Here is a 13132-nt window from a genome sequence, read left to right on the forward strand (position 1 = left end):
TAAGGGTTCCCTCTCCCGCGAAAGCGGGGGAGGGACAGGGAGGGGGCTTTGTCGCCAAAACAATCACACAACTCTCGCGGCAACCGCGTCCCGAAAGAGCTTCGCATAGCGGCGCGCCGGATTGCGCCAGGAGACGTCCGTTCTCATGCCGTTGACCTGAATCTTGCGCCACGTCTCGGCATCCCCGAACAAACGTTCGGCTTCGCGCAGCGCGATGGCGAGCGCCTCGGCGGTCGTCGGCGAAAATTGCAGGCCGGTCGCGACGTCGGCCTGCAGCGCCATCTCATTGGCGTCGACGATGGTATCCTTCAGCCCGCCGACGCGTGAAACGATCGGCACGGCGCCGTAGCGTAGCGCATAGAGCTGCGTCAGTCCGCATGGCTCGAAGCGCGACGGAACGAGGAAGGCGTCGGCGCCCGCCTGGATCATATGAGCAAGCTCTTCGCTATAGCCGATATGAACGCCGACGCGGCCCGGATGCGCCGCCTCTGCAGCCGCAAATCCCTCTTCAAGCGTCTTATCTCCAGCGCCGAGCAGCGCGAGTTGCGCGCGTCCGCGCATCAGCTGCGGCAAAACGTCGAGCAGCAGGTCGAGCCCCTTCTGCCAGGACAGCCGACTGACGACGCCGATAAGAAAGGCGTCTGGATCGACGCGCAGTCGCAGACGTTTCTGCAAAGCCGCCTTGTTCCTGGCGCGCGACGGCAGGCTCCAATGATCATAGCGCGTTGCGAGATGCGCGTCGGTCGCCGGATCCCACGTCTCTTCATCAACGCCGTTCAATATGCCGCTCACGCGATCCGCGCGGGCGCACAACAGGCCCTCGAGGCCCATGCCGAATTCCGGCGTCTCGATCTCGCGCGCATAGCTTGGCGACACCGTGGTGATGCGGTCGGCGAGCTGCAGGCCGGCCTTCAGGAAACCGATCGCGCCGTAATATTCGACGCCGTCGATATTGAACGCGCGCGGCGGCAGCCGCAAAGGCTCCAGCAGTTCTTTGGGGAATTGTCCCTGGAAGGCAATGTTGTGAATGCTGACGATCGTCGCCGGCCGCGGCCGTTCCGCATAATGCATGTAGGCCGGCGCAAGCGCCGCCTGCCAGTCATGCGCATGCACGACGTCTGGCGTAAATCCATCGAGGGCGCCAAGCCCGATCTGCGCGCCGGCCCAGGCGAGCGCCGCGAATCGAAAGGCGTTGTCGGGATAATCGGCGCCGTCCGGTCCTGTATAGAGTCCGCCTTCGCGCGCATAAAGATGTGGCGCGATCAACGTATAGATCGCGACTCCATTATGCCGCGCCGCGTGAATCCAGGCCGGGCCGCCGAAGAGATCATCGAATTCGAGAACCGTTTCGCCCGCGCCTAGCGCGGCGAGTGCGTCGGGATAGCCCGGAATGAGCGTGCGCAGCTCGATGTTTTCGGCGGCAAGCGCATGCGGCAGCGCGCCGACGACATCGGCGAGTCCGCCGGTCTTGACGAAGGGCGCCATTTCCGAAGCGATGGCCAGCGCGCGCAGCGAACTCATACGCCGAGCCTGTCGATCATCGGCTGGGTGATGAGACAGACGCCGCCCTCGGTGCGGCGGAAACGCGCGGCGTCGAACTCCGGGTCCTCCCCGACGATAAGGCCCTGCGGGATCTGCACGCCGCGGTCAACGACGACATTGGTGAGTCGCGCCGAGCGGCCAACGTCGACATAGGGTAGGACGACGGCGTTCTCGACGGTCGCGTAGGAATTCACGCGCACGCCGGTAAAGAGCAGCGTTCGGCGCAGCGTCGAACCGGACACGATACAGCCGCCAGAGACCAGCGAGGACAGCGCCTGTCCGCGCCGTCCGACCTGATCGTGCACGAATTTCGCCGGCGGGGTGATTTCGGCGTGGGTCCAGATCGGCCAGTTGCGATCATAAAGATCGAGCTGCGGCGTGAAGTCAGTGAGATCGATATTTGCCGCCCAATAGGCGTCCACCGTGCCGACATCGCGCCAATAGGCGTTCGGCTCGCTCGCCGCGCGCACGCAGGAGCGCTCGAAATGATGCGCGACCGCCTTGCCGTGCGAGACGATGTAGGGAATCACGTCCTTGCCGAAATCATGCGTCGAGCGCGCGTCGTCGGCGTCGCGGCGCAATTGCTCGTAAAGGAACTTCGCCTCGAACACGTAGATGCCCATGCTGACGAGGGCGCGGTCGGGATGTCCTGGCATCGCCGGCGGATCTCTCGGCTTCTCGATGAAGGAAATGATCCGGTCGTTTTCATCGACATGCATGACGCCGAAACCGGACGCCTCGGCGCGCGGAACTTCGAGACAGCCGATCGTCACATCGGCGCCGGAGTCCACATGCTGCTGCAGCATGGGCTCGTAATCCATCTTGTAGACGTGATCGCCCGCGAGCAGCACGATATATTTGGGATCATAGCTCTCGACGATGTCGAGGTTTTGATAGACGGCGTCCGCCGTGCCGAGATACCAGTGGTCTTCCGAGACGCGCTGGCTCGCCGGCAAAATGTCGAAGCTTTCGTTGCGTTCGGTGCGAAAGAAGCTCCAGCCGCGCTGCAAATGGCGGATGAGGCTATGTGCTTTGTATTGCGTCGCGACGCAAATGCGTCTGATGCCGGAGTTGAGCGCATTAGAGAGCGCGAAGTCGATGATGCGCGACTTGCCGCCGAAATAAACCGCGGGCTTGGCGCGCCTGTCGGTCAATTCCATCAGCCGCGCGCCGCGGCCGCCGGCAAGGACATAGGCCATGGCGTGGCGCGCCAGGGGCGGATTTTCAAAGGCGGACATCGCCAGTTCCCATCGACGGCGGCGCGATTCGCCGCTTATTGTAGAGCATCGCTTTCGAATGCGAAGAAGAGAGTCGACAGCGGCGGCAGAAGAATTTCGGCGCTCGCGGGAAAGTCGCGGTACGCCTCGCTGCGCGCATGAATCGCGCCGAGATTGCCAAGTCCAGAGCCGCCATAGATCGCGGCGTCGGAATTGACGCGTTCACGCCAGCGTCCCGCGCGCGGCAAGCCGAGCCGATAGGCGCTGCGCGTCACCGGCGTGAAATTCGTGACGACGACGATCGCGCGGGAACGATCCGCGCCAAAACGCGCGAAGGCGAATACCGAGCTCTCCGCGTCATCCGCGACGATCCACTGAAAGCCTTCGGCCTCGCAGTCGCGCGCATAGAGCGCTTCGTGATCGCGATAGATGCGGTTGAGATCGCGAATGAACGCCTGAAGTCCCCGATGCGGCGGAAAATCGAGCAGGCGCCAGTCGAGGCCGCTTGCGAAATTCCATTCGCCGGTCTGGCCGAATTCCTGCCCCATGAACAGGAGCTTCTTGCCGGGATGTCCCCACATGAAGCCATAATAGGCGCGCGCGGTCGCGAAGCGGCGCCATTCGTCGCCGGGAATCTTGCCGATGATCGCGCCCTTGCCGTGCACGACCTCGTCATGGGAGATCGGCAGCACGAAATTCTCGGTGAAGGCGTAGAGCAGACCGAAGGTCAGTTCGTTGTGGCGCCATTTGCGATGGACAGGGTCGGATGAGAGATAGCGCAGCGTGTCGTTCATCCACCCCATGTTCCATTTGAAGCCGAAGCCGAGTCCGCCTGCATATGTCGGGCGCGTCACGCCACCCCAGGCGGTTGATTCTTCCGCGATGGTCACGACGCCGGGGTAGAGCGCGTAGACCAGTTCATTGAACCTTTGAAGAAAGGCGACGGCGTCGCGATTGTCATTGGAGCCGTCGGGATTGGGCGACCATTCACCCGGCTTTCGCGAATAATCGAGATAGAGCATGGAGGCGACAGCGTCGACGCGCAGCCCGTCGATGTGGAAGCGATCGAGCCAATAGAGCGCGCTGGCGATGAGAAAATTCGCCACCTCGCGCCGCCCGTAATCATAGATCGCGGTGTTCCAGTCGGGATGAAAGCCGCGCTTGGGATCGGCATGCTCATAGAGCGGCCCGCCGTCGAAATGGGCAAGGCCATGTTCATCGGTCGGAAAATGCGCCGGCACCCAGTCGAGAATGACGCTGAGGCCCGCCTGATGCGCGCGGTCGATGAAACGGCGAAAGCCGTAAGAGTCGCCGTGCCGGCGCGTCGGCGCGAAGAGCCCGATCGGTTGGTAGCCCCAGGAGGCGTCGAGCGGATGTTCATTGATCGGCATCAGCTCGATATGGGTGAAGCCGAGATCGGCGACATAGGGCACGAGCTGATCGGCAAGCTCGTCATAGGTGAGAAAGCGACCGTCTTCGCCGCGCCGCCACGACGGCAGATGAACTTCGTAAATCGACATGGGCGAGCGCCGCGGGTCAACTTCGGCGCGCGCGCGCATGTGAGTGTCGTCGCCCCATTGATAGGGCGCGTTCGACGTGACGACGGAAGCGGTGGACGGCCGCAGCTCCGCCTCGAAGCCGAACGGATCGGCTTTAAGTGGCAACAGTTCGCCGTGACGCCCGATGATTTCATATTTGTAATTCGTGCCCGCCCCGACGCCGGGAATGAAAATCTCCCAGACGCCGCTGTCGATCCGCTTGCGCATCTGCGCGCGGCGGCCGTCCCATTGGTTGAAGTCGCCGACGACGGAGACGCGCCTCGCGTTCGGCGCCCAGACGGCGAAATGCGTTCCCTCCAAGCCCTCATGCGCCAGCACATGCGCGCCGAGCTTTTCATAGAGCTTCTGATGGGCGCCTTCGACGAGCAGATGGTCGTCTGTGGAACCGAGCACCGGGGAAAATGCGTAAGGGTCGGCGAAATCCCATCGCGCGGCGTCGTTCGAGGCGACAAGGCGATATGGCGCGCGCGTCTTCAGCGGCGTCAGTCCTTCGAAGAAGCCGTCGGCGTGAACGCGACTCAGCGGCGTGATCCTGGCGCCGTCGGGGGCAATCGCCTCCACGCTCGTCGCGCCTGGAACGAACGCGCGGATCACATAGCCCGCGGGCGTTTCATGCAGGCCGAGCACGGCGAAGGGGTCGCCATGGCGCGCGCCGAGGATCGCGTCGATGTCGTCTGCGGAAGCGCGCCAGTCCATTAGTCGGAATCGTTTCGCGTCAATCCTCTCCCATTGGGAGAGGGTGGCTTGCGCAGCAAGCCGGGTGAGGGGCTACACACATGCAACTTATGAGAGCCGCGTACGGTTTGGCGAGGAAAGCATCACCAGTCAAACCCCTCACCCGACCCCGCTTCGCGGGGCCACCCTCTCCCTTTGGGAGAGGGAACTGCGCCTCACACGGCGACATTCCAGATCTCTTGCGCATATTCGCGGATCGTGCGGTCGGAGGAAAACCATGCAACCCGCGCCGTGTTGAGAATGCTCGACCGCCGCCACGCCTTCTGATCTCGCCAGCGCGCGTCGACGCGGCGCTGCGCCTCCCAATAGGCGTCGAAGTCCTTCGCGACCAGAAAGTGATCGTAATAGGTCAGCGTATCGACAAGCTGCGCGTAGCGATGCGGATCGTCGGGCGAAAAAACCCCGGCGGCGATGGCCCGCAGCGCCTCGGCGAGACGCGGACTGGCGGCGATCGTCTCGCGCGCGTCGATGCCCTTCGCACGGCACGCCTCCACCTCCTGCGCCGTGAGGCCGAAGATGAAAATATTTTCGTCGCCGACGCGCTCCCGGATTTCGACATTGGCGCCGTCCAGCGTGCCGATGGTGAGCGCGCCGTTGAGCGCGAATTTCATATTGCCGGTGCCGGACGCCTCCATGCCGGCAGTCGAAATCTGCTCGGAAAGATCGGCCGCCGGAATGATCGTCTCGGCGAGGCTCACATTGTAGTTCGGCAGGAACACGATCTTCAAAAGGCCGCGCGTCGCCGGATCGGCGTTCACGACCTTCGCCACATCATTCGCAAGCTTGATGATGAGCTTCGCCTGATGATAGCTCGCCGCCGCCTTGCCGGCGAAGATCTTCACCCGCGGCGCAAATTCGCGCGCCGGCTGCGCGATGATGTCCTGATAGAGCGCGACGGCTTCGAGCACGTTCAAAAGCTGGCGCTTATATTCATGGATGCGCTTGATCTGCGCGTCGAAGAGCGCGGCAGGATCGACCCCGACGCCGACGCGCTCGAAGATTGTCGTCGCGAGACGGGTCTTGTTCTCGCGCTTGGCCGCCGCAAATCGGTTCTGGAACTCGACGTCATCGGCGAACTTTTCGAGTTCGATCAGTCGCTCCGGCTCATCGAAAACGCCCGCGCCGATCGTGTCGGCAAGCAATCGCGACAGCGGCGGATTGGCTTCGAGCAGCCAGCGGCGAAAGGTGACGCCATTGGTCTTGTTGACGATGCGATCGGGATAGAGCCGATGGAAATCCTTGAACACCGTCTCCTTGACCAGCGCGCTATGCAGCGCCGAGACGCCATTCACCTTGTGCGAACCCAGAAACGCCAGGTGACCCATACGGACATGCCGTCCGTTACGTTCGTCGATGAGCGACACTGAGGAGAGCGTCGCCGGGTCGCTCGCGCCCTTCTCACGCAATGCGTCGAGGTGCATGGCGTTGATGAGATAGATGATCTGCATGTGGCGCGGCAACAGCCGCTCCATCAGCTGGACCGGCCAGGTTTCGAGCGCTTCCGGCAAGAGCGTGTGATTGGTGTAGGAGAAGGTCGCCTGGGTAATGCGCCAGGCTTCCTTCCATTCAACGCCGTGGACGTCGACGAGAAGACGCATCAGCTCGGCGACGCCGATCGCCGGATGCGTGTCATTGAGCTGGATCGCCACCTTCTCGGCGAGCCTGTGGATGTCGCCGGTCTGTCTCAGGTGGCGGCGGATCAGATCCTGCAAGGAGGCCGAGGCGAAGAAATATTCCTGCCGCAGCCGCAGCTCCTGTCCCGCGGGCGTCGAGTCGCTTGGATAAAGAACTTTGGAAATAGCTTCGGCGCGCGCCTGCTCCGATTGCGCGCCCACGTGATCGCCCTGATTGAAGGCGTCGAGGCGCAGCGCGTCAGGCGCCCGCGCCGACCACAGCCGCAGCGTGTTGACATGTTTGCCGCGCCACCCGACGACGGGCGTGTCATAGGCGACGGCGACGATGGTCTCGCCCGGCCGCCACACATGCGCCAGCATGCCGTCGGCGAGGCGCGAACTTTCGACATGGCCGAAAAAGCCGACGTCATAGGTGATTTCCGGCCGCGGGAATTGCCAGGAATTGCCGAAGGAGAGCCAGTCTTCGGGATATTCGTGCTGCCAGCCGTCCTTAAGCGTCTGCCGAAACAGGCCGTGGTCGTAGCGAATGCCATATCCCATGGCGGCGATTTCGAGAGTCGCCATGCTGTCCATGAAACAGGCGGCGAGGCGCCCGAGGCCGCCATTGCCGAGCGCCGCATCCGGCTCCAGCGCGCGCAGCATGTCGAGGTCGACGCCAAGTTCGGCGAGCGCGTCGCGCATCGCCTCGGTCAGGCCGAGATTGGTCAGCGTGTCGATGAGCAGACGGCCAATGAGAAATTCGAGCGAGAGATAATAAACGCGACGCCGGTCTTCCCGATAATTGCGCTTCGTCGACGCGAGCCAACAAGGTACGAGCCGATCGCGGGTCGCAAGCGCGGTCGCGACGAACCAGTCGCGCGGACTGGCGTCGGCGTTGTCCTTGCCGACCGTATAAGTGAGGCGCCGCTGCACGTCGTCGCGCAGCGCGGCGACGACGGCCTTATGGGCGGCCTCTGGCGGGTCGAAAGCGTTCAAGGCGATCCTTTCGCGATGGACCGGTTTTCCGGTCCAAGACATGTTTTAGAAGGGCATGTCTCAGAAGCGGGTGTTTTAAGTAGAATTGGAATTTGGCGCTACCGGGCCGCGCCGGCGCCTGAAGTCGAGGCGCCGATCCCGACTCACCGAACCTCAAAAGTGAGGGCGCGGTTTTCCGCCTGATCCGGTTCGCCCCGGGATGCGACGATGCGGCGCCCGCCGACGCCCTGATCCTCGAGATAGCCCGTCGCCGCCTCTGCGCGTCTCTGCGCCAGCGCGTCATTGTGCGCTCTGGCGGCGGAACCGCGAACATGCCCTCGAACCTCGATCGTCGCGTATTCCGGGCACCGGCGAATGACCGCCACCGCCTTGTCGAGCGCGCGCGCCGACGAAGACGTTAACCGCGCGCTGCCTTTGGCGAAGGCGAGTTCGCCCGGAGTCGACGATTGTTCGAGCGCCGCTTTGCAATCGGCGAGCGTCATGCCGCCGGATATGGCCGTGGCTGGCGCGCTCGGCCCTTGCGCGTGGACTGGCGATAGTGTCGCGCCGGCGGTCGCCGTTTCATCGGCAGGCGGCGACGTTGCGGGCGGCATGTCGGCGCCCGCGCTGTTTGGCGGCGCGGCGAAGCGGCGACGCTCGTCCGGGTCGGACTGGCCGATCACGACCGCTCCGACCCAGAGGAGCGAGGCGGCGACCAGCCCCACGGCCCAGCCCTCATGCGCCCAGATCGTCCGGTGCTGCGCCAACGCGCCGAGCGCGGCGCCAATAATCAAGGCCGCATAGGCCGCGAGGGCGCCCTCGACCAAAGCCGCGGCGGCGTCGAGCGCGCCGAGACGAACGACAAGCACGCCGACGCCGAAAGCAAGCGCGGTCCACACCAGCCAGCGGGCGACGAGGCCATTTTCAGGCGCGCGCCGAGTCAATGCCCCGGCGGCGGCGCCGATGGCGAAACAGGCGAGAAGCCATGGCCAGAGGCGAGGCAATTCAACAAGCACGCGCCGACCCTAACGGGCTGGAGGCGTCTCTCCAAGACCTAAACGCGCATCGGCATCAAGACGTAGAGCGCCGTGGCGCCGTCGCGATCCTGCACCAGCGTCGGCGAGCCGGGGTCGGCGAGCTTGAACAGCGCCGTGTCGCTGTCGAGCTGCTGGGTGATGTCCAGGAGGTAGCGGGCGTTGAAGCCGATATCGAGCGGCGGCCCGTCATAGTCGGCTTCGAGCTCTTCCACCGCCGAACCCTGGTCCGGATTGGTGACGGACAGCACGAGCTTGCTGTCGGAGAGCGAGAGCTTGACGGCGCGTCCGCGCTCGGAGGAGATCGTCGAGACGCGATCGACCGCCTTGGCGAAGACGTCGCGCTCGACGGTGAGCCGCTTGTCATTGCCGGCGGGAATGACGCGCCCGTAATCGGGGAACGTGCCGTCGATCAGCTTCGTCGTCAGCAGCGCGTCGCCGAACGTGAAGCGCATCTTGTTGATCGAAAGCTCGACTGAAACCTCTCCCTGCGCGTCCTCGATGAGACGCTGCACTTCGGTGACGGCCTTGCGCGGCAAGATGACGCCCGGCATGCCCGCGCTGCCTTCAGGCGCGGGAAGCTCCAGCCGCGCCAGACGATGGCCGTCGGTCGCGACGGCCCGGAGCATGGGCCGCCCTTCGACGTCGAGCGTATGGAGATAGATGCCGTTGAGATAATAGCGCGTCTCTTCGGAAGAGATGGCGAACTGGGTCTTTTCGATCAGCCGTTTGAGATCCGCCGGCGCGAGCGCGAACTTATGGCTGAAGTCGCCGGAGGTGACGTCGGGAAAATCGCTTTCGGGAAGACTCGAGAGATTGAACCGCGAACGCCCCGAGCGCAGCGTCAGCTGTCCCGCGTCGCCGGTGGCCTCCAAAGAGACCTGCGCGCCCTCCGGCAGCTTGCGCACGATGTCGTAGAGCGTATGCGCCGGCAGAGTCGTCGCGCCCGGTTGGGACACCTCCGCCGGGGTCTTCTCGGTAATTTCCAGATCGAGATCGGTGGCCTTGAGCGTCAGCGCGCCGTCCTTGGCGGACAGCAGCACGTTCGCCAGGATCGGAATGGTCGTGCGGCGCTCCACCACGCGGTGAACATGGCCGAGCGCCCGCAACAGCGCCGCTCTCTCGATGGTGACCTTCATCGCCGGGAAATCCGTCCGCATATTATTCTTGCGGCGCGGCAGGTCGCCGCGTCGGGGCGGAGACTTTGGCGCGGCAGCGATGGAAGCGCAAGGGCGGGTGACGGTCTAAGCGAATGATTGTGCATAAGTGCGAGGGTCAGCTCAGCCGAACCGCCGGGTCGCGCATGCCGCGGACATTCGCGGTCCGTTTTCGCGCAGCGCTGAAAGCCGCATTACGGGTTTCTACGAGCGTTTCGGCATGGACGCGATGACCCATCCGCTCGATGACAGCCGTCCTTTCCTCAGACCTTGCAATATCTGAACAATATATGATACATGAACCTTATATAGGTCATTTATGGCGTCTGCGCCGCCGAAGATAGCTGTCGTCTTTTATCGAACTGCGGCTGGTGTGGAGGTCGTGCGCGACTGGCTCCGTCAGCTGGATGAAGCTGACCGGAACATCATCGGGCAAGACCTGATGCGCGTGCAATTTCGTTGGCCAGTCGGGATGCCGCTCTGTCGGCCATTGGGCGGCGGACTTTGGGAAGTGCGAAGCGACCTGGCCGGCGGGCGAATTGCGCGGGTGCTTTTCTGCTTTGCGGAAGGCCGGATTTTAGCGCTGCACGGCTTCATAAAGAAAACCCAGAAGACGCCGCAGGGCGATTTAGAGTTGGCGCGGAAACGGAAACGGGAATTCGAATAGGGAGGGCGACATGAAAACTGTAAAACCACGTTCGGCGGCGGACTTGTCCACCCTCGACGCTTTCCTTGATGAGCAGGGCCTGCGCGAAACGTTTCAGGCCGTGGCGATTAAAGAGGTGCTGGCGTGGCGGCTGGGCGAAGCCATGAAAGCGCAGAAACTCTCGCGCAAACGCATGGCCGAACGCATGGGAACCAGCCGCAGCCAAGTGAACCGCCTGCTGAATCCCGAAGATGGAAACGTGACGCTCGTCACCCTGCAGCGCGCTGCTGAAATTCTCGGCCTCAAGCTGACGCTTGATTTGGCGTGACGGTATCTGGCTCAATAAGGACAGCGGGCTTTACAACAGCCCGCGTGTCTCGCGTTTGCGGCGCAAACGTAAAAGGGAAAGCGCAATGTCGATAAGGTACGGCGTGCGGATCGGCCCGACACGCGTCGCGCGCGACATACGCGCAGGATTCTCGCGCTGCTCCCGAAGCCGGAGCGCATCGCGCAGCATTTCGCTGTTCTCGTGTAAGATCCTCTGCCCTTAACCCGCCCTTAAATGGCCGTCGTTACGCTTCATCAGGCATTTCAGGCCGTGCGGCGGCGACAGGCGAGAATCCGATGGCGCGCACCGATAAGCGTCGCGAACCGCGGTTCGACGACGACGACGACGGCGAATTGCGCGCCGAGCGTCGTCCGCCGCCCCGCCCGCGCGCCCGCGCCAAGTCACGCCGACGCTCCCGCTCGCTCTTTGGCGCGCTCATCTATTGGAGCTTCACGCTGGCGCTCTGGGGGGCGATCGCGGGAGGCGGCCTCGCCGTCTATTACGGCGCGCGATTGCCGCCGATCGACCAGCTCGCGGTGCCCAAGCGCCCGCCCAATATCGCCATCCTCGACGTGAACGGCGAGCTCCTCGCCAACCGCGGCGACACGGGCGGCGCGGCGGTCCGGCTCGCGGATCTGCCGCCCTATGTCCCGAAGGCCTTCATCGCCATAGAGGATCGCCGCTTCTATTCACATTGGGGGGTCGATCCGATCGGCATCGGCCGCGCTATCGTTCGCAACGTCACAGGCCGCGGCGGCATGCAGGGCGGCTCGACCCTGACGCAGCAGCTCGCCAAAAACCTGTTCCTGACCCAGGAGCGAACCATCTCGCGCAAGATCCAGGAGGCGATTCTCGCGCTCTGGCTTGAGCACAAATATTCCAAGGACCAGATCCTCGAACTTTATCTCAACCGCGTCTATTTCGGCTCCGGCGCCTATGGCGTCGAAGCCGCGGCCGAGCGCTACTTCGGCCATGGCGCGAAAACCATTACTTTGTCTGAAGCCGCCGTCCTCGCCGGCCTGATGAAGGCGCCGAGCAAGCTCGCGCCGGACCGCAATCCGGAGGGCGCGGCCGAGCGCGCGGCCCAAGTGATCGCCGCCATGGCGCAGGAAGGCCATATCAGCGAGTCGACGGCGACGACGGCGCTGTCGCATTCTGCACGCGCGCGGAGCGATATCGGCGCGGGGTCCATCAATTACGCGGCCGACTATGTCATGGACATGCTCGACGACACGATAGGCGCCATCGACCAGGATATCGTCGTCTCGACGACGATCGACGCGCGCATGGAGATGGCGGCGGAAGGCGCGCTCAAGCAGGAGCTCGACGAGAAGGGCGCCAAATTCGGCGTCGCTCAGGGCGCGCTCGTCGCCCTCGATCCCACCGGCGCGATTCGAGCGCTCGTCGGCGGACGCGACTATTCGGCCAGCCAGTTCAATCGCGCGGTCTCCGCGAAACGCCAGCCCGGCTCCGCCTTCAAACCCTTTGTCTATCTGACGGGGCTCGAACAGGGACTAACCCCTGAGTCCGTGCGCGAGGATGGTCCGCTCGACGTCAAAGGCTGGCGGCCCGAAAACTACAGTCATCAGTATCTCGGACCCGTCACGCTCGCCAAGGCGCTGTCGCTGTCGCTCAACACCGTCGCCGTGCGCGTCGGCCTGGAAGTCGGCCCCAAGGCCGTGGCGAAGACCGCGCATCGCCTCGGCGTCCAGTCCGACCTGCAGGCGAACGCCTCGATCGCGCTCGGCACGTCGGAGGTGACGCCGCTCGAGCTCGTCGCCGCCTATGCGCCCTTCGCCAATGGCGGGATCGCCGTCCAGCCGCATGTCATACTCAAGGTGAAGACCGCCGCCGGCAAGACGCTCTATCAGCGCAAGAACGCGTCGCTCGGCCGCGTCATCGCGCCGCAATATGTGGCGATGATGAACGACATGATGCGGGAGACGCTGCTCACCGGCACCGCCCGCAAGGCCGAGCTTCCGGGATGGGACGCCGCGGGCAAAACCGGAACGAGCCAGGATTTCCGTGACGCCTGGTTCGTCGGCTACACCGGCCGGCTGGTCGCCGGCGTCTGGCTCGGCAATGATGACAACTCGCCGACGAAAAAAGCCTCCGGGGGCAATCTGCCGGTCGAAATCTGGAGCCGCTTCATGAGCGTCGCTTTGAAGGGCCAGCCCGTCGCCGGACTGCCCTCGGGCGCCTGGCGGTCGGAGAACATTGCGCTCCCCGAGGAAATCGCCAAGCCGATGGACGACCTCATCGGCTTGTTCACCGGGGAGTCGAGGCCCGCGCCCCGGCCGCAATCCGCGAGACCGGCGCCAGCGCC

Annotated in this window: 10 protein-coding genes; 3 read left to right on the top strand and 7 right to left on the bottom strand. The window is 64.0% G+C overall.

Annotation, left to right across the window (positions count from 1 at the left end; translation table 11 throughout):
* Positions 1–63: 63 nt before the first annotated feature.
* The 6 genes from glgA to dnaN form a co-directional block, all read right to left on the bottom strand.
* Positions 64–1521, bottom strand: a complete 1458-nt coding sequence (glgA, locus tag NEI07_RS12460) for a glycogen synthase GlgA (RefSeq protein WP_256034938.1) — start codon at positions 1519–1521, stop codon at positions 64–66.
* On the bottom strand, positions 1518–2780 hold the full coding sequence (glgC, locus tag NEI07_RS12465) for a glucose-1-phosphate adenylyltransferase (RefSeq protein WP_256034939.1): 1263 nt from the start codon (positions 2778–2780) through the stop codon (positions 1518–1520). The genes glgA and glgC overlap by 4 nt, the downstream gene beginning before the upstream one ends.
* A 35-nt stretch (positions 2781–2815) precedes the next feature.
* Positions 2816–5014, bottom strand: coding sequence for a 1,4-alpha-glucan branching protein GlgB (glgB, locus tag NEI07_RS12470; RefSeq protein WP_256034940.1), 2199 nt, complete (start codon positions 5012–5014; stop codon positions 2816–2818).
* Between the two features lie 194 nt (positions 5015–5208).
* The gene (locus NEI07_RS12475; RefSeq protein WP_407659897.1) at positions 5209–7704 is read right to left on the bottom strand and encodes a glycogen/starch/alpha-glucan phosphorylase; all 2496 of its coding nucleotides are present in this window, start codon (positions 7702–7704) and stop codon (positions 5209–5211) included.
* 101 nt (positions 7705–7805) lie between these two features.
* The gene (locus NEI07_RS12480) at positions 7806–8657 is read right to left on the bottom strand and encodes an OmpA family protein (RefSeq protein ID WP_256034942.1); all 852 of its coding nucleotides are present in this window, start codon (positions 8655–8657) and stop codon (positions 7806–7808) included.
* A 38-nt stretch (positions 8658–8695) separates the two neighbouring features.
* Positions 8696–9814 carry a DNA polymerase III subunit beta gene (dnaN, locus tag NEI07_RS12485; protein ID WP_256034944.1) on the bottom strand — a complete coding sequence of 373 codons (1119 nt, stop codon included), beginning with the start codon at positions 9812–9814 and terminating at the stop codon, positions 8696–8698.
* A gap of 337 nt (positions 9815–10151) precedes the next feature.
* Between dnaN and NEI07_RS12490 the strand changes: the two genes are divergently transcribed.
* Both NEI07_RS12490 and NEI07_RS12495 read left to right on the top strand, forming a co-directional pair.
* Entirely contained in the window at positions 10152–10499 is a 348-nt protein-coding gene (locus NEI07_RS12490; protein WP_256034946.1) for a type II toxin-antitoxin system RelE/ParE family toxin, read from the top strand.
* Between the two features lie 10 nt (positions 10500–10509).
* Complete coding sequence (locus NEI07_RS12495) at positions 10510–10806, top strand: helix-turn-helix domain-containing protein (RefSeq protein WP_256034948.1); 297 nt, start codon at positions 10510–10512, stop codon at positions 10804–10806.
* Between the two features lie 30 nt (positions 10807–10836).
* On the opposite strand, the gene NEI07_RS12500 is transcribed toward NEI07_RS12495, so the two are convergent.
* Complete coding sequence (locus tag NEI07_RS12500) at positions 10837–10995, bottom strand: hypothetical protein (protein WP_256034949.1); 159 nt, start codon at positions 10993–10995, stop codon at positions 10837–10839.
* Positions 10996–11102: 107 nt separating this feature from the next.
* Here NEI07_RS12500 and NEI07_RS12505 point away from each other — a divergent pair.
* Positions 11103–13132, top strand: a 2030-nt coding sequence (locus NEI07_RS12505) for a transglycosylase domain-containing protein (RefSeq protein ID WP_256034951.1), incomplete at its 3' end; no start/stop codon positions are given.

Origin of the sequence: Methylocystis suflitae (assembly GCF_024448135.1) — a bacterium.
GTDB classification, from domain to species: Bacteria; Pseudomonadota; Alphaproteobacteria; order Rhizobiales; family Beijerinckiaceae; genus Methylocystis; species Methylocystis suflitae.

Coding starts and splice junctions, on each gene's coding strand:
- glgA (WP_256034938.1), bottom strand. CDS start 1,521: ATGAGTTCGCTGCGCGCGCTGGCCATCGCTTCGGAAATGGCGCCCTTC.
- glgC (WP_256034939.1), bottom strand. CDS start 2,780: ATGTCCGCCTTTGAAAATCCGCCCCTGGCGCGCCACGCCATGGCCTAT.
- glgB (WP_256034940.1), bottom strand. CDS start 5,014: ATGGACTGGCGCGCTTCCGCAGACGACATCGACGCGATCCTCGGCGCG.
- NEI07_RS12475 (WP_407659897.1), bottom strand. CDS start 7,704: ATGTCTTGGACCGGAAAACCGGTCCATCGCGAAAGGATCGCCTTGAAC.
- dnaN (WP_256034944.1), bottom strand. CDS start 9,814: ATGAAGGTCACCATCGAGAGAGCGGCGCTGTTGCGGGCGCTCGGCCAT.
- NEI07_RS12490 (WP_256034946.1), top strand. CDS start 10,152: ATGGCGTCTGCGCCGCCGAAGATAGCTGTCGTCTTTTATCGAACTGCG.
- NEI07_RS12495 (WP_256034948.1), top strand. CDS start 10,510: ATGAAAACTGTAAAACCACGTTCGGCGGCGGACTTGTCCACCCTCGAC.
- NEI07_RS12500 (WP_256034949.1), bottom strand. CDS start 10,995: ATGCTGCGCGATGCGCTCCGGCTTCGGGAGCAGCGCGAGAATCCTGCG.